At 69.1% G+C, this 16986-nt stretch carries 10 protein-coding genes, 1 tRNA gene and 3 pseudogenes; 5 read left to right on the top strand and 9 right to left on the bottom strand.

Translation table 11 applies throughout. From position 1 onward, the window contains the following. Positions 1-1014 precede the first annotated feature (1014 nt). The 4 genes from QQM39_RS00155 to QQM39_RS00140 all read left to right on the top strand — a co-directional run bounded on the left by QQM39_RS00155 (position 1015) and on the right by QQM39_RS00140 (position 10641). On the top strand, positions 1015-7164 hold the full coding sequence (locus QQM39_RS00155; RefSeq protein ID WP_367668836.1) for a type I polyketide synthase: 6150 nt from the start codon (positions 1015-1017) through the stop codon (positions 7162-7164). 49 nt (positions 7165-7213) lie between these two features. Next, a complete protein-coding gene (locus tag QQM39_RS00150; protein WP_301994515.1) occupies positions 7214-7504 on the top strand; it encodes a transposase in 291 nt (96 codons plus the stop codon). Beyond that, on the top strand, positions 7492-8433 hold the full coding sequence (locus tag QQM39_RS00145; RefSeq protein WP_301994514.1) for an IS3 family transposase: 942 nt from the start codon (positions 7492-7494) through the stop codon (positions 8431-8433). The genes QQM39_RS00150 and QQM39_RS00145 overlap by 13 nt, the downstream gene beginning before the upstream one ends. A 915-nt stretch (positions 8434-9348) precedes the next feature. After that, positions 9349-10641, top strand: a complete 1293-nt coding sequence (locus QQM39_RS00140; protein ID WP_301994513.1) for an IS256 family transposase — start codon at positions 9349-9351, stop codon at positions 10639-10641. A 14-nt stretch (positions 10642-10655) separates the two neighbouring features. Here the strand turns inward: QQM39_RS00140 and QQM39_RS00135 are convergent, their stop codons facing one another. Together QQM39_RS00135 and QQM39_RS00130 are read right to left on the bottom strand one after the other, a co-directional pair. Further along, the gene (locus QQM39_RS00135) at positions 10656-11141 is read right to left on the bottom strand and encodes a DEAD/DEAH box helicase family protein (RefSeq protein ID WP_301994512.1); all 486 of its coding nucleotides are present in this window, start codon (positions 11139-11141) and stop codon (positions 10656-10658) included. 12 nt (positions 11142-11153) lie between these two features. Continuing rightward, a complete protein-coding gene (locus tag QQM39_RS00130) occupies positions 11154-11363 on the bottom strand; it encodes a DEAD/DEAH box helicase family protein (protein WP_301994511.1) in 210 nt (69 codons plus the stop codon). A 174-nt stretch (positions 11364-11537) separates the two neighbouring features. Between QQM39_RS00130 and QQM39_RS00125 the strand changes: the two genes are divergently transcribed. Beyond that, positions 11538-12407, top strand: coding sequence for a TniQ family protein (locus tag QQM39_RS00125; protein ID WP_301994510.1), 870 nt, complete (start codon positions 11538-11540; stop codon positions 12405-12407). Positions 12408-12630: 223 nt separating this feature from the next. Here the strand turns inward: QQM39_RS00125 and QQM39_RS00120 are convergent. The 7 genes and pseudogenes from QQM39_RS00120 to QQM39_RS00100 all read right to left on the bottom strand — a co-directional run bounded on the left by QQM39_RS00120 (position 12631) and on the right by QQM39_RS00100 (position 16805). Further along, positions 12631-12704, bottom strand: a tRNA-Met gene (locus QQM39_RS00120). A 67-nt stretch (positions 12705-12771) separates the two neighbouring features. Further along, a pseudogene (locus tag QQM39_RS46020) lies at positions 12772-12873 on the bottom strand (transcriptional regulator); the annotation flags it as partial. A 59-nt stretch (positions 12874-12932) separates the two neighbouring features. Then, positions 12933-13235: pseudogene (locus QQM39_RS46015) on the bottom strand (aldo/keto reductase); the annotation flags it as partial. A gap of 74 nt (positions 13236-13309) precedes the next feature. Further along, a complete protein-coding gene (locus QQM39_RS00110) occupies positions 13310-14131 on the bottom strand; it encodes a cupin domain-containing protein (RefSeq protein WP_302003423.1) in 822 nt (273 codons plus the stop codon). Positions 14132-14186: 55 nt separating this feature from the next. After that, positions 14187-14576 (bottom strand): annotated as a pseudogene (locus QQM39_RS46010) (DUF4238 domain-containing protein); the annotation flags it as partial. 370 nt (positions 14577-14946) lie between these two features. Further along, the gene (locus QQM39_RS00105) at positions 14947-15972 is read right to left on the bottom strand and encodes a Gfo/Idh/MocA family oxidoreductase (protein WP_193483521.1); all 1026 of its coding nucleotides are present in this window, start codon (positions 15970-15972) and stop codon (positions 14947-14949) included. Positions 15973-16022: 50 nt separating this feature from the next. Continuing rightward, complete coding sequence (locus QQM39_RS00100; RefSeq protein ID WP_302003422.1) at positions 16023-16805, bottom strand: TIM barrel protein; 783 nt, start codon at positions 16803-16805, stop codon at positions 16023-16025. Positions 16806-16986 lie beyond the last annotated feature (181 nt).

The following is a 16986-nucleotide window of genomic DNA, read 5'->3' as shown; positions in this document are numbered from 1 at the left end:
CGCCGAGGAGGCTAGCCTCTCCTGGCACTGGGGTCGTCGTCTCGTGCCGTCGCACGCGGGGCCCGGCGCGCGCAAAGGACCGGGATGTCGTACTACGCCGCCGGGCACTGACCAGTCGGGCCGTTGCTGTACGGCGCCGCCGCGCGTCTCAGCCTCAGGTAGCGGATTTTGCAAGCCGCGAGAGCGCGCGGGTGCCCGGCCTATCGAAGGGTGGCCAGACTGTTGCAGGCGGCTGTCGTCATTGCCGGGCCGCATCGCTTTAGGGCGGCGCCGGGCTGCGAGGGCCGTTTCACGGCCGGCCTGCCCGCCGGCCCTGCGTACGCGCCGCCTCCGGACGAGCAGTACCCGTGACCCGTCGGGCGTGGGAGGGCTCGACCAGGGGGTTGCTTCCTCCCCGCTGGCGCAGGCAAGGCCGGAAGTCGCCGACAGGGGATTCAGGATGCATCGCGCGGCACGGTCGCCTACCGGCGGCCGCGCTGAGGGATGAACGCTGCCGCTGGTAGCGAAGCCAGCGCACGGTTCGCCCTGGCAGATGCATCCCTCGTGTGAGGGACTGTGCGGCTGGTGGTAGCTGCATACGCTGGCACCAGTGAGCCGTTCCGGCCGCTCGACGGGACGCCAGGAGACCCACGGGGGGAGCACGTGGTCGACGGACGAGGCGCAGCCAGTGGCCGTACCGGTAACCCGAACCGCCTGCGGTCCGCCGGTGTGGCGAGCCCAGCCAGTTCGGCGGCTGTCCAAACAACACACTGCTTGGGCAGGAATGCCGGTCACATACCAGACGGTCCTCTTCTCTCAGGACGTGACGAACGCCCATCCCGCGACGCCGCCTTCTCCGCAGACACACCTCAGAGGCTCGGGCCTGCCCTATCCCACGGCCCTGCCCTGCACAGCTGCCTCAAACGCTTCTGTGCTGGCTGAAACAACGCTCACCCACCAACTACGCGACTCAACTGCAGCCAAGCGAGCGCTCTTCCGGTCGGCGGTGCACCTGACGCGCCCCTGCATCGGAGGATGCGTATGGGCCCACTGCTAGGGCGCGCACCAGCATGCGAAGGGACCGTCTTGACGGAGCGGACATACCCAGCTGACCCGGTGGCGATCGTGGGCATGTCCTGCAGACTTCCAGGGGGACTGGACTCGCCTTCGGACTACTGGGCCATGCTGGCGGAAGGACGCAGCTTCTCCTGCGAGCTGCCGCAGGATCGGGGCTGGAACCCCAGCCGTCTCTATCACCCTGACTCCTCGCTGGAGGGCACCACATATGTGCAGCGTGGTGGCTTTCTGAGCGACGTCGGTGATTTCGATGCGGCGTTCTTCGGCATCGGGCCGCGGGAGGCCCTAGCCATGGATCCACAGCAGCGGCTGCTGTTGGAAAGCTGTTGGTCCGCGATCGAGGACGCCCGGGTCGCCCCGCGGTCACTGCACGGCTCGCGCACCGGGGTGTATGTCGGCATCGCCGAGAGCGGTTACGCGACCTGCCGCCACACGATGGACCTGTCCGGCGCGGAGAAGTATCTGGCCACAGGCGGAGCGCTCAGTGTCGCGGCGGGCCGCATCTCCTACGTGCTGGGTCTGCACGGTCCGGCGATGGCGCTCGACACTGCGTGCTCCTCATCGCTGGTGGCGACCCATCTGGCGATGCGGGCGCTACGCGCCGGCGAGTGCGAGATGGCGCTTGCGGCCGGGGTGTGCGTGATGGCCGACCCGAACGTGCTGCTCTACCTCTCCCGGCTGGGGGCACCGGCAGAAGATGGGGTAAGCCGCGCTTTCTCCGCGGATGCTCGGGGCTTCGGCGCCGCCGAAGGCGTGGCGGCAGTGCTGCTGATGCCGCTGGCCAGGGCCCTCGCCGAGGGAAGGCGCGTGCTGGCAGTGCTGCGCGGCAGCGCGGTCAACGAGGACGGCGCGAGCCAAGCGCTCAGCGTGCCCAATGGTTTGGCGCAGCAAGCGGTCATGCAGGCCGCGCTTGAGGACGCGGGGCTGCTGCCGGAAGAGGTCGATCTGATCGAGGCGCACGGCACCGGAACGGTGGTCGGTGACCCCATTGAGGCGGCGTCTCTGCACGCCGTCTACGGCGAACGGCATCGCGCCGAAGCACCGGTTTGGGTCGGCTCAGCCAAGTCGAACATCGGCCATACCCAGGCGGCTGCCGGACTCACTGGACTGATCAAGACTGTGCTGGCGTTGCGCCATGAGCGGATGCCGCCCACTCTGCACATCGAGCGTCCCCTTGCCTCGGTGGACTGGTCCGCTGGGATGCGCCTGCTGCAGCAGGGTCGGCCCTGGCCCCGGGGCGAGACCCCGCGGCGAGCCGGTGTGCTCTCGTATGGCATCGGGGGCACCAACGCCCACGTCCTTGTCGAGGAAGCGCCCGCCACACCCACACGGCGAAGGAGCGGGCCCACTGCGGGCATTCTCCTGTGGCCGGTGTATGCCGACACTCCAGAGTCCTTGCGTGCCCAGGCCGCAGCTCTGGCCGTGGACGTTCGCCAAGGGCGGGCGGACGCTGCCGATGTGGGGTGGTCGCTGCCCACCACGCGCAGCCGCATGGACCAGCGAGCCGTGGTAACCGGCTCGGACTCGGCGGAGCTGCTGGCCGGGCTGGACGCCTTGGTGGCGCGGCGAGACGGTGAGAGCACCACGGACCGGCTGCCTGCGAACGTGACCCGCAGCCGGGCGCTGCCCGGCCCGGGGCCGGTGTTCGTCTTCCCCGGTCAGGGAGCGCAGTGGGTGGGCATGGGCGCCCGGCTGTTGCAGGAGTCCACCGTGTTCGCCAAGGCCTTCAACCGATGTGCTCGTGCACTGCGCCCTTGGACTGACTTCGACGTCACCGATGTGGTGCGCGCTCGAGGGGGAGCGCCACGACTGGAGCGGGCGGAGGTAGTCCAGTCGGCACTGTTCGCCGTCTACGTGGCCTTGGCGGAACTGTGGCAGGCACACGGTGTGCGCCCCGCCGCGGTCATCGGCCACAGCCAGGGCGAGATCGCCGCCGCCTGCGTCGCGGGCGCCCTCTCACTCGAGGACGCCGCCAAGGTCGTGGCGCGGCGTGGCGCGGTGCTGCGCGAGTTGAGCGGCCTGGGGGCGATGGCGTCACTGGGCGTTCCGATTGGCCGGGCCCGGCGTCTGATGGAGCCATGGGAGCAACACCTGGAGATCGCGGTCGACAACGGACCGGCGGCGGTCGCGGTGGCCGGGGACCCGGCCGCTGTGCGCGAGCTGGTGGACCACTGTGCGCGACAGCAGGTGCTGGCCAGGGTCCTAGCGGTGGACTACGCCTCCCACAGCCGCCAGGTGGAAGCGGTGCGCGAACGCATCCTGGCGGAGCTGGACGGGGTCACCTCGGTGGAACCAGCCGTTCCGATGATTTCCGCCACGACAGGTGTGAGCGTGGGCACGGGTGAGCTGGATGCCGCCTACTGGTACCGCAACCTGCGACTGCCCGTACTATTCGACTCCGCTATCTATACGAGCCTGGCTATGGGCTACCGGCACTTCCTCGAAGTCTCCCCACATCCGGTCCTCACGGGTCCTGTGCACGAGATCCTGGCCGACGCCGGTGTGGACGGCAGGGTAGGTGCCTCGCTCCATCGTGACCGGGGCGACCTGGCCGACTTCACCGCCGCACTGGCCACCGCGCACGCGCAGGGAATCGAGGTGGACTGGGGACGACTCCATCCCGGTGCCGCCGAAGTCGACCTGCCCACCTACCGCTTCCAGCGCCGCCGCTTCTGGCCCCGCCCGGCCGCTGCTACCCCCGATCTGGCCGCTTCCGGGCTGCGGAGCACCGAGCATCCGTGGTTGACGGCGGCCATGGACCTGCCCGACGGCTCCGTGGTCGCCAGCGGCCGATTGTCGCTGACCGATCAGCCGTGGCTGGCCGACCACGCCGTGCACGGCACCGCGCTGCTGCCGGCAACCGGCATGATCGAGCTCCTCGCCTGGACAGCTCAAGACGGCGCCGAGGCCGACCGGGTGGAAGACACCGTCCTGCATGCCCCTCTGGTCCTGGGCGAGACCGCCGTCGACATCCAGGTGCACTGCACCGCACCGGCGGCCGACGGGCGCTGCAGGCTAACCCTCTCCTCCCGCAGCCACGCCGGCACCGGCAGCTGGACTAGGCATGCGGAGGCCACCACGACAGAGGCCACCTCCACCGCAGCAGCCGCCCCCACCCCTGCCACCGGCACGTCGTGGCCCCCGCCTGGCGCGGCACCAGTGGACGTCAGCACCTGCTACCGCGTCCTGCAGGACAAGGGGTACGCCTACGGGCCGACCTTCCGTCGTCTTGCAGCCATGTGGCGCGATGACCAAGCCCTTTACGCCGAAGTCCGCCTCCCAGTGACGACGGAGACCGGCGGGTTCCTCATCCACCCTGCACTGCTCGATGCGGCTCTGCACGGACTGATCCTGCAACACACAGGTGAGGAAACCCTGCTGCCGTATGCCGCAGCAGCCGTGCAGCTCACCGGCCAAGGCGCGTGCGTACTGCGCGCCACCGTGACCCGCACCGGCCTGGACCGGGTACGCGTGGACGCAGCCGACGACACCGGAAGGCCGATCGCCTGCCTGGAGGACCTACGCCTGCGGCAGACCGCACCGCGCCAGCTGCGGTCTCTGCTGGCAGCCACAGACCAGGTGATCTACCGTCCCCGATGGCAGCCCGTGCAGCTACCCGCCTCCAACCCCACATCCACCGGCGGTTGGGCAGCGGTCACCACCGCCGACGACTTCCCGATGAGCCAGACGTTCACGGACATGGCCTCCCTATGCGCCTCGCTGTCCGCCACGCCACCCGAATTCGTCGTTCTGGACTGCCGCGGCCCCCTCACACCACACACGCACAGCGAGGAGACGGCCTCCCCCCTCGGCCAGACCACCCGTGAACGGCTGAGGTGGCTGCTACGTCAACTGCAGACCTTCCTCAGCCAGGGACAGCTCACAACCACGCCTCTCCTGGTGCTGACCCGCCACGCCGAATCGACCGCCTTCGCCGAAGCCGTACAGGACCTGGCCGGGGCGGCGTGTGTCGGCATGGCCGCCTCGGCGGCCAGCGAACACCCCGCCCAGATCCAACTGCTAGACCTCGACATGGAACCCGTAAGCGGCGAGGTCCTGGCTACCGTGGTCGCCTCCCAGCGGCCACGCGTCGCCATACGGAACACCCAGGCACTGGTACTGCGCCTGGTGCCAGCCCACGACTCAGAGCCGCTCACGCTGCCGATGGACGGTTCCGCCTGGAGGCTGACCCCCTCCCCCCGCCACACCCTGGAAGATATCCGCGCCGTGCCGGCACCGGATCTCGCACAGCCGGTCGCAGCCGACCGGGCACGGGTACGGGTGAGCGCGACAGGCGCCAACTTCCGCGACGCCGCGGTCGCGGTCGGCCTCATTGAAGGCAACGCCCTCGGCTTCGAGGCCGCCGGCACCATCAGCGCTGTCGGCGCACAGGTCACCGACTGGCAGATCGGCGACCGGGTCCTCACGGTCCTGACATCAGCCGACGCCGGCGGCGGATACGCCTCGCACATCGATGCCGAACCCCGCCACCTGCGCCGCGTCCCCGACGGCACGACGCTGGCACAGGCAGCCGGACTACCGATCGTGTACGCCACCGCCTACCACGCCCTGATCGCGCAAGCCGGGGTGCGCGCGGGAGAGAAGGTATTGATCCATGCCGCAGCAGGCGGTGTGGGAATGGCCGTCCTCCGACTGGCCCGGGAACGTGGCGCCGAGATCTACGCGACCGCCAGCCCCGCAAAGCACCCGCTGCTGCACGCGGCGGGCATCGTTCCCGGGCGCGTCGCCAACTCCCGCACCCTCGAATTCGAGACTCAACTGCGCCAGGCCACCGACGGCACCGGCTTCGACGTCGTCGTCGGCAGCCTGGCCGGCGAAGCAGTCGACGCCTCACTGCGGCTGCTGCGACCGGGCGGCCGCTACATCGAACTCGGCCTGACCGACATCCGTGACCCCGACGACGTCGCTGCACAACATCCGGGCGTGAGCTACACCCACCTCGACCTGCGTGCCTTGGCGACCGACAACAACGCCATGTCGGCCCTCGACGGCGCTGGCATCTCTCCCCTGCCGACGCAAAGGTGGAATGTCCGCTACACCCGGCAGGCATTGCGCCATCTTGCACAGGGCCGGAGCACCGGAAAGATGGTCCTGGCTCAGCCCGTCGAACTGTCCCCCGACAAGACCGTGCTCATCACCGGCGGAACCGGAACTCTGGGCGCGCTGCTCGCCCGACACCTGGTCACCGTCCACGGGGTGCGTCATCTGCTCCTGCTCAGCCGCCAGGGCGAACGCGCCGACTCTGCCCCCGCCCTGCGCCAGGACCTGCAAACCCGCGGCGCCACGGTCACTCTTGCTGCCTGTGACGCCGCTGACCGCACAGCACTTGCACACGTCCTTTCCCGCATCCCCGCCCAGCATCCGCTGGGCACCGTCATCCACGCCGCCGGCACACTCGACGACGCCCTGCTGACCGACCTCACCCCCAAGCGCTTGGACACGGTCCTACGCACCAAGGTCGACGCGGCGCTCAACCTCCACGACCTGACCGCGGACACGGACCTGCAGGCCTTCGTCCTCTACTCCAGCCTCGCCGGCACACTCGGTAACCCCGGGCAGGCCAACTACGCCGCGGCCAATACCTTTCTCGACGCCTTCGCCCATCACCGGCGCCACCAAGGCCTGCCCGCAATCTCCATCGCCTGGGGACTGTGGCAGGAGACCAGTGGCCTGACCGCCCAACTCAGCGACACCGCCCGCGCACGCCTGACCCGCCACGGCCTAGCCCCTCTGAGCACACGCCAAGCTCTGGCCGCATTCGACGCAGCCCTCGACCTCGACTGGCCCCACCTGGCCGTCACCCGCTGCACGGCGGACACGCACCACCGGCCCGACCTATTCGCCGGCCTGCCGCGCCGAAAGACCCGCTCAGCGTCGACCGCGAAACCTACCGACACCTCCAGGCAACCCGATGTGTACCGCCTCCGCTCCCTACCCCCCGACCGACGCCACACCGCCCTCACCACGCTCGTCCGCGCACACGCCGCCGAGGTATTGGGATACAGCGGTGCCGACGACATCGACGCCGAGCGCTCATTCCGCGACCTCGGCTTCGACTCCCTTGCTTCCGTGGAGCTGCGCACCTGACCTTCCCCTCGTAGCGTAGAGATCGTGACTGCAGGGGAAGTTGGGAGTCATGGCGGAGAAGAGGCGGAAGTTCGACGCAGAGTTCCGTGAGGGGGCTGTACGGATCGTGACCGAGACCGGGAAGTCGGTCGCGCAGGTTGCGAGGGACCTGGGGATCAACGAGACGACGCTGGCGAGCTGGGTGTCGCGGGCTCGGAGGTCCGCCGGGGCCGGGGCGGTGGGCGAGAGCGAGGAGCTCGCGCGGCTGCGGCGGGAGAACGCCCAGTTGAAGAAGGACGTCAAGGAGCTGGGGATGGAGCGCGATGTCCTCAAACGCTGCATGGTCTTGTGGGTGAAGTAGCTGAGGCGGACCCGGCGGTGCTCGTCGGGGTGATCAGTGACCAGAAGACCGGGCACAACATTTCGCACCGCATCTCCTGCCGGGCACTGGGTGTGTCGGAGGCGTGGTTCTACAAGTGGCGCCGTCGGCCCGATGAGCCGACGAAACGCGAGATCAGACGGGGTGAACTGGCCGAGCGGGTCCGCTACTTCTTCGACCGCTCGGGCAAGACGTACGGTTCGCCGCGGATCACGCTGGATCTGTGGGAGGAGGGCTGGCAAGTATCGCAGAACACCGTCGCCGAGATCATGGCCGAACTCGGTCTGCAGGGCCGCAAACCGCCACGCCGACGCCGTTCGCTGACCCGTCCCGGCAAGCGGAAAACCGCTGGTGACCTGGTACGGCGCAAGTTCGACGCGATCGCGCCCGACGTTTTGTGGTGGGGCGACATGACGGAGATCGACACCGGTGAGGGCAAGCTCTACCTCGCCTCTGTCCACGACGCCTTCTCCCGCCGGGCCCTGGGCTACGCGATGGGTCGGCGGCATGATGCCGCGCTGGTCAGCGCAGCCCTGCAGATGGCGATCGCAACGAGAGGCGGCCAGGTCGACGGCGTCATTTTTCACACGGACCGCGGCAGCGAGTACACGTCCGAGGCGTTCCAGCAGTTGTGCGGCCGGTGGGGCGTGGTGCAGTCGATGGGACGCGTCGGGTCGGCCCTGGACAACGCCGCCGCGGAGTCGTTCCACTCGGTCCTCAAGGTCGAGTACGTCCACCGGCACACCTTCGCCACCCGAACCGAGGCGAGGCTGAAGACCGCCACCTGGATCGCGGACTTCTACAACACGAAACGGCGACACAGCGCGGCCGGCGGGAAACCGCCCGTCGAGTTCGAACGGATCATCCAGCAAGCGCGGACCCGGACCGATCAGGAGAGCCGGACCGCATAACCAACGTCTCTACGAAACCCGGGGATTGACAGGTCCCAGCCTCCGCGTGGCTACCGAGATTGGACGCTCTCGCGCACCGATCAGAGGTCATGCCCGCCCTCATGCTCGCAAGAATGGTCAAATCCGGCGGACTTGGAGGGGCGCCCAGCCACCCTCGCTTCCACGCCGACGAAACGTGGAAAGCCCTGCACGCGACAGGCATGACCGCGCCACCTCTGGATAGCGCCTACCTGCAACGCCTCGTCTCCCAGGTCGTTCCCATCGCTGTCGCCTGACCGTGCGTTCTCGTGGCGAGATCGTTCCTGGTCAGCGCCGTCAGCCCGCGGATGCGCTGGTGCCGTTCCTGGTGTACTGCCGACAGCGGCTGGCCGATGATCCGCACCTGTGGGCCACCCCTCTGTTCGACGAGGTTCGCGAGCTCGGCTACGACGGTGCGTACTCGACGTTCACCCGGGCCCTGCGCCGTCATCAGCTGAGTCCGCACTGCGAGCCGTGCCAGGGAGCCAAGGGCCGCGACACCGCGGTCATCACCCATCCACCGGGCCAGGAGATCCAGTTCGACTGGCTGGAACTGCCAACACCACCGGAAGAATGGGGTGTTGGTGAGCATGCTCATCTGCTGGTCGGAGCCCTGGGGCACTCGAGCCGGTGGCGGGTCCAACTGGCGGAGAGTGAGGACTTCCCGCACCTGGTCCAGGCTCTGGACTCGGGTGCTTCCTCACCGTCTCCGGTGCCACACCCGATCAGGACCGCTACCAGCACACTCAAGGTACGGCGAGCTTCTTCATGCATCCAGGATGATTCTGTCCATCCGGACTCGCACCCGGGCGCGCAAGAGCCGCCCCACACGCCTGCCCGGGGGTGCACGGGACTATAAATCGTTCGGTGTAACTCCCGATCATGGAAGATGCACCGATGACCAGTGAGAACGTGGCCGAGCACGAGGTCGGCGAGTCGGCGGCGGCTGTGTCGGCGAAGGCCGTCGACGACCAGCTGATCGACGAGTTGGTGAGCCGGGCGCAGGCAGAGGGTCTGCAGCTGACCGGTGAGGGCGGGCTGCTCCAGCAGCTGACCAAGCGGCTGCTGGAGTCCGCCCTGGAGGGCGAGATCACCGACCACCTCGGCTATGACAAGCACGATCCGGCGGGCAAGGACGGCGGCAACTCCCGCAACGGCAAACGCTCCAAGACCGTGCTGACCGAGGTTGGGCCGGTGGAGATAGCCGTGCCCCGAGACCGGGACGGCTCGTTCGAGCCGAAGATCGTCAAGAAGCGGCAGAAGCGCCTGACCGGCGTCGACGAGATGGTGATCTCGCTTGCCGCGAAGGGCCTGACCACCGGCGAGGTCCAGGCCCACCTGGCCGAGGTCTACGGCGCCGAGGTCTCGCGGCAGACCATCTCCACCATCACCGACAAGGTCCTCGAGGGCATGGCCGAATGGCAAAGCCGCCCACTCGACGCCGTCTACCCGGTGGTCTTCATCGACGCCATCCACGTGAAGATCCGCGACGGCGCAGTCGCCAACCGGCCCATCTACGTGGCCCTGGCCGTGACCGTCGAGGGCCGGCGCGAGATTCTGGGCCTGTGGGCCGGCGACGGCGGGGAGGGTGCCAAGCACTGGCTGCACATCCTCACCGAGATCAAGAACCGCGGCGTCGCTGACGTGCTGATGCTCGTCTGCGACGGGCTCAAGGGACTGCCCGAGGCGGTGGAGACGGTCTGGCCCCGCACCATCGTGCAGACCTGCGTGGTCCACCTGCTGCGGAACTCCTTCCGCTATGCCGCCCGCCAGGACTGGGACAAGATCGCCAGGCTCCTCAAGCCCGTCTACACCGCGCCGACCGAGGAGGCCGCCCTGGACCGGTTCGCGGAGTTCGCCGACGCCTGGGGCAGGAAGTATCCGGCGATCGTCAAACTCTGGGAGAACGCGTGGGAGGAGTTCACTCCGTTCCTGCGCTTCGACACCGAGATCCGCCGCATCGTCTGCACCACGAACGCGATCGAGTCGGTCAACGCCCGCATCCGGCGGGCAGTCAAGGCCCGCGGACACTTCCCGAACGAGCAGGCCGCCTTGAAGTGCGTCTACATGGCCATCATGTCCCTCGATCCCACCGGCAAGGGCCAAGCCCGATGGACCATGCGCTGGAAGACCGCGTTGAACGCCTTCGACATCACCTTCGACGGCCGGCTCTCAGCGGCCCGCCACTAACCCAACCACCCCAGTTACACCGTTCGTTTGACAGACCCGATGCTCACGTCGTCCATGGAGGCGATGACGGTGTCGGCGTTGATGCCCTTTTCGCGGGCTTTCTTCTCGTCGAAGATGCGGGGCGTCGCGGTCATGTAGAGGCGGTGGCGGGCGGGCAGTTGGTCGTCGTGGTGGATGCGGGCCCAGGGTTTGTTGTAGTCACCGGCGGTGCGGTGGGCTTCGTCGGCGATCACGACGTCCCAGCGGGGCAGGTGGAAGTCGCGGTGGGCTTCGACGACCTTGTCCAGGGAGTCGTAGGTGCAGAACACGTTGAGCGGCCCTGGGGTGTCGGCTGCCTGCCAGGCCAGGTCGTCGGCGGTGCCCACCATGGTGAGGATGCCGGCCAGGTACGGGTCTGCCGGGTGGCTTGAGGAGCAGACGCCGAGGTAGCGGCCGGGACGTCCTTCGCTGTGCCACTTCGCGGCGGTCTGCTCAAGGAGCCGCAGGGAGGGGACTGCCACCAGGGAGGCGCCTTAAGGCGCGGTTTCCTGGACGACGTGCAGGGCCACCAGGGTCTTTCCGGTGCCGGTGGCCATGTAGACGCCGACGCGGCGGTAGCCCTCGATGAAGCTGCTGGCGGAGGTGTCCACGGCGATTTGCTGGCCTCCGCGCAGGCGGGTCTTCAGACGCGAGGCGGTCGCGGGGGCGGTCATGTCCGGGCGGATGCGCGTCGTCGTGGCCATGGTCCTCCCCCGGTGACGGTGTGCACGTGCACCTGGTTCACAGGGTGAGATGGGTGTGCTGGGCGATGACTGGGCGTTTGCCGGGGTTCACCCGAACGAGTGCTGGTGCTCTTGACCAGCCCCTGGCGGGCCAGTCACGGTGCCCGTGGTGGCGGCTTCGGTGGAAGGGCAGCGGTGCTGGACGATCCCGGTCTGTACGGGCCTCGCTGGCCGCTGCCGCTGCGTGTGGGGCCGGTGCCGGGTGAGTCGACGGGGTCGTTCGTGAACCGGCTCGCGCACGCCAACTGCCTGAGCCTGGCTGCTTTCCTCGACCGCGTCGGGCAGGGCGAGGCATCCGCGTACCCCGAGCGGGTGGAGAAGTACCCGCAGTCCACCGAGATGTACATGAACGAGGCGGGGCTGCGCTATCTGGCTGTCCTTGCTGACCGGGCAGCTGGTCTTCTGCAGCAGGATCTGCCCAGCCTCAGCGCGGAACACCTGCTGCCCGGCCTGGAGGGGGCGCAGTGGAGGTGGCGCTGGGAGCCTGTGGCGGGGCACCTCGTGCGGTACTGCCCGCTGTGTGCTGATGCCCTGGGTGTCGGTGAGACGGTGTGGCTGATGTCGCCGGACAGCTGGCAGGTCTGTCTGCGGCACGGTTACTGGTCGGACGACTCCCGCGGCCGCGGTCCGGACTTCGTGCAGCTGGCCGAGCTACCCGAGACGGTGACCGCGCAGCGCGTACGGCAGCAGCTGGCCGAGCGGTGGGGGCCGGCCGGCGAGGAGTTGTTCGCCGATGCCTTCCAGGTGGCGGTGTACTGGTGGACGCGGATGCCGGACACCGTGTGCTGGGTGCGGCGGGCCTGGACGGCTGGGCTGGACGCGCGGGAGATGCGGGCGGCCCCGCTGGTGATCTACCCGGAGGCCGCGGAACTCGCGGTCGCCATGCTGGACTTCGAATGCGCGGGGCGGCGGGATACGGCGGACCGGTCCCGATGGCTTGCGGGCGTGGAGCAGTTGATGGCCGGGTGGGGGGTGGACGTGGCTGAAGGGCGTCAGGCGCTGTGATGTGGCTGGGGCGCCACCGTAGGGGGGTGCCCGCGCCGTCCGGTCCGGCGGGCGGAAGCGGGCTGCTGCTTGGGGCGGGGCACAGCCGGATCGCGTCCCGGACCGGTCCGGTGAGCGAACGCTCGTGCCTGACCTGGCAGTTGGGCATGGCGGCTGCCGACATGTAGGCGTCATAAGAGTGGAGGGCTCACAACCGTACGGTTGTGAGCCCTCCACTCTGCAGTAGCGGGGACAGGATTTGAACCTGCGACCTCTGGGTTATGAGCCCAGCGAGCTACCGAGCTGCTCCACCCCGCGTCGGTGAACACCACCGTACGTCATGGCGGCGGCCGCTGAAGACCATTTTTCTGCCGGTCGCCGGCTTCTACGCGGCGAAGCCGATGTTTTTGACGTACTCGTACTGGCCCCACTGGGAGCCGAGGTCGGGCAGGACATCGGCGGTCCAGGCGTCGTCCAGGCCCTGTTCCCGGCTGCCACAGCTTCCTCGAGGACGACGAACGCCTCCCGCATCGCGCGGTGCAGGGCCAGGCGGTCGCCGGGGTGGGCGCGCTCCGGGTTGTGCAGCAGGACCAGGTCCAGCCGCTCGCGCCCGAGCTGCTCGCGGTTGCGGCCGGTCTGCCAGCGCACATAGTCCGGGGTGAGGCTGTGCCCGACCACGGCCTGGTCCTCGGTGAGGACACCGGCGTCCACGGCATCGGCACCGGTGGCCGCAGTGAAGTAGCCGGCCTTCGTGGAAACCCGCATTGCCGGGTGGGCGGCCAGGGCCGGGGCCAGGATGGTCTGTGCCTGGCCGGTGGCGTAGTTGGGGGCGGTGTCGATCCACTGCACGCCGGAGACGGCCGCGCAGGCGGCCGCCTCCGGGATCGCCCGGCACCGGTAGGTGCCCAGAGCGAGCTCCGCTGTCACAGCAGGCTCCCCACCGTCGCGGCCTGCCCGGCAACGAGCTCCTGAACCAGCCCGGCGACGTCCTCCGCAGCCAGGCCGGCTGTTTCCGCGAGCGCGGCCAGATCCACGGTGCGGCCGTCGACCAACGGGCGCAGCACCGCCTCCGCCTCGGGTGCGAACTCGAACGTGCTCCCGGCGGCGGAGAGCGTCACCGCATCCTCACCGACCTCCAGCACCGCGCGGGCGGTCGTCAGCCGCACCCGCAGACCGCCGTCGACGGGAACGCCGTCGATGTACGGCAGGCTCGGCACCATCCGGCCGACGGCCTGGCCGTCCATCGCGGCCCGGTAGCGGGCGAGCAGCGTCGGGTCATCCAGCAGTTCCGCGAGCCGCTTGCGCATCCCGTCCACGGCGTCGGCCTGAATATCCGGCGCGGCGAGCAGCGGCAGATCGCGCCGCCAGTCCTCGTGCGCGAGCAGTTGCTCGGACACCCACGCCATCAGGTCCGTCGCGGTGTGGGTCTGCAGTCCGCAGGTGACGTGCAGGGAGCGGGTGCCCTGGTCGGCGGAGACCGCGTGCCACACGCCGCGCGGCACGTACAGGACGTCGCCCGGCCACAGGACCAGGTCGGCGACGGGCTCGGTGGGCGCCTCGCCCGGGTCCTCGATGTCGCAGTAGAGCGGGAACGGGCGGGTGGTGCCGTAGACCCGCCACCGCTTCGCGCCGTCCAGTTGGACGATGACGGTGTCGTGGTCGTCCCAATGGATGCCGAAGCCCTCGGTGCTGGTCCACGACGCGTACAGGTTCGCCTGCACGCGGGTGCGAAGGTCGCGCTCGATCGCTTCGCAATGCGGTGACGTTCCGCCCGAAGAGCGGACCCGTGCGCTTCCGCGGTGTCCTGGCCATCTGCACGGCCAGGTAGAGGCACAGCAGCTCGCGGTCGTCGGTACCGACGTCCGGAGGCATTCCCGTCTCGTCTATTCGGCGCAGGGCGGTAAGACCTCGCCCTTCCAGGCCGCTGAGCTCGTGCTCGACGGCCGTGGAGGGCATGCCGTTGTCGTCCGTGATCGTGTAGAAGCCGGTCTCGGCAGCGACGTTCTTGACGTTGGCGAGGTGCGTCTTCGGCGGGCACCGGCGCCTCACCCTGACCATGTCGCCTCGCCCGAATCGTGCCAGGTAGCTCTGAGGCACATAGTGGTGAAGTTTCGGTGCAGACACGTCGCCCAGCGTAAGCGGCCCGGCGGTGAGCAACGACGGAGTTTCTCCGGGTTGCGTGGAAGGCATAGCCGCATGACCTGGTCCTTGCCCGAGCCGATGCTCACCGTGGCCGTGGAAAGCCCTGACTTGCCCGCTGGGTGGGCCGCGGAGCCGAAGTTATGGACAGGGCTTGCCATTGTCCGTTGTCCATGGCCAAGTCAGGACCATGAAGGGCGGCTGGCCCACTCACACAGATCGCCGCACCCGTCGGTGTCGGTGGACTGATCGCCTCCGTCATTGCCCTGTCCGTCGGCTCATCCCTCTTCAGACGTCTACTAGTCACCGACACCCCCGCCGCACTCGAGCAGCGGGGGTGTCGCATGTTGGACTGACCTGGCCGTCACCCCGTACTTGTCACACGGCGCCGGGGTCCGCGCTGCGGCCGAAGACCCGTGTTTCACAGGTCTTGGAGCTTGTCGACGCGGACGGGACCGCCGGTGGTGACGGACTGGATGGCGGCGAGGGCGATGGCCAGGGCAGCGCGTGCGTCCTCGCCGGTGGCGGAGGGGGTGCGCTCGGTGCGGACGCTGTCGGTGAAGTCGGCGAGTTCGGCCACATAGGCGTCGTGGAAGAGGTGCTGGTCGTAGGTGACGCACTCGGCGGCGACGCCGTCCGGGCCGTATGCGGTCAGGTGGGTGCGGCGGACGTCGCCCATGGTGAGCATCCCGGCCGAGCCGAGGACCTCGGCGCGTACGTCGTAGCCGTAGACGGCCTGGAAGCTGGCCTCGGCGGTGGCGAGGGCGCCGTTGTCGAAGCGGACGGTGACGACGGCGGTGTCGAGCAGGCCGCGGTCCTTGAAGTCGGGGCGGATCAGGGCGTCCGCCATGGCGAAGACCTCGACGGGTTCGGCACCGGGATTGAGGTGGCGCAGGACGTCGAAGTCATGGATGAGGGTCTCCAGGAAGATCGTCCACGGCGGTATGCGGGCCGGGTCGGCCAGAGCGGGGTCGCGGGTGAGCGAGCGCAACAGCTGCGGTGTGCCGATGGCGCCGGCGGCGATCTTCTCGTGGGCGGCCCTGAAGCCCGCGTCGTAGCGGCGGTTGAAGCCCACCTGGAGGGGCACGCCCGCATCCGCGGCGGCCGCGATGGCGCGGTCGGCCTCGGCGAGGGTGACCGCCATCGGCTTCTCGCAGTAGACCGCCTTGCCCGCCTTGGCGGCCGCCTCGACCAGGTCGGCGTGGGTACGGGCCGGGGTGGCGATCACCACCGCGTCGATGTGCGGGTCGGCGAGCAGTTCACCGATGTCGGTGTAGGCGGTGGCGCAGCCGAGCCGGTCGCCCAGGCTCCGCGCGGCGCCCGGGGTGGGGTCGGCGATGGCGACGAGCCGGACGCCCGGGAGGCGGTGGGCGAGGGTCTCGGCGTGGAACGAACCCATCCGTCCGGCGCCGAGGAGGCCGACGGCGAGAGGCTGCTGGGTGGTCATGCGGGTGCTCCGTACGTCGTCGTCAGGGTAGGTACAGGCAGTGGAAACAGTCAGACGGTGAAGGCGGAGCGGAAGCGCTCCAAAGCGAGCTCGCTGTCGCCGGAGGCCCACGCCTCCATCGCCACCGTGCCCTCGTAGCCGAGGCCCGCCAGGGCGCGGGCGATGGCGGGGTAGTTGATCTCCCCGGTTCCGGGTTCGCGGCGGCCGGGGACGTCGGCCACCTGGATCTCGCCGATCAGGCCCAGGGCATGGGTCCTGCTGACCAGCTCGATCAGATTCCCCTCGCCGATCTGGGCGTGGTAGAGGTCCAGATTCATCCGCAGCCCGGGCCGGTCCACGGCCGCGACCAGGGCCAGGGTGTCGGCGGCCGTCGCGAACGGCACCCCGGGGTGGTCGACGGCGGTGTTGAGGTTCTCCAGGGTGAAGACGACCCCGGCGCTCTCGCCCAGCTCGGCGAGGCGGGTGAGCGTGCGGTGGGCGGCGATCCACATCTCACCGGTGACCTCACCGGTCACCGGCACCACCGGCAGGCCCTGGCCATCCAGTCCGGTGCCGTGCAGGTTCAGGCGAGGGCAGCCCAGTTGCTCGGCCGCCTTGAGTGACTCCTCGGCGGTGCTCAGGAGTTCGGCCGCACCCTCCTCGTCGGTCAGACTGCCGCGGATGTAACCGGTCATGGAGGAGAAGTTGGCCGGGGTCCGGGCCAGAGCGGCAAGGTCGTGCCGGGTCCAGTCCCAGATCTCGACCTGGAAACCGGCGTCGTGGATGCGCCGTGCCCGCTCGTCGATCGGCAGTTCCAGGAAGACCATCTCGGCGCAGGCCGCCAGTGTGTACATCGCCACGTACCTCTCTCCGCGACTTCGGGCTAGAACGTTCAAGGAACTAGAACGTTCTAGAACTCCGTGGAGCAGCAGTACGCCAGCTGTCGCCCTCTCCTGTCAAGGCTCCGGTGGTGCGTGAAAGCTAGAACGTTCTATAGTCGACTCTGTAGGAGACGACCCCGACCAGGGAGGACAG

This window comes from Streptomyces sp. DT2A-34, assembly GCF_030499515.1.
Lineage (GTDB): Bacteria > Actinomycetota > Actinomycetes > Streptomycetales > Streptomycetaceae > Streptomyces.
This window is presented reverse-complemented; position numbering and strand designations above follow the sequence as displayed.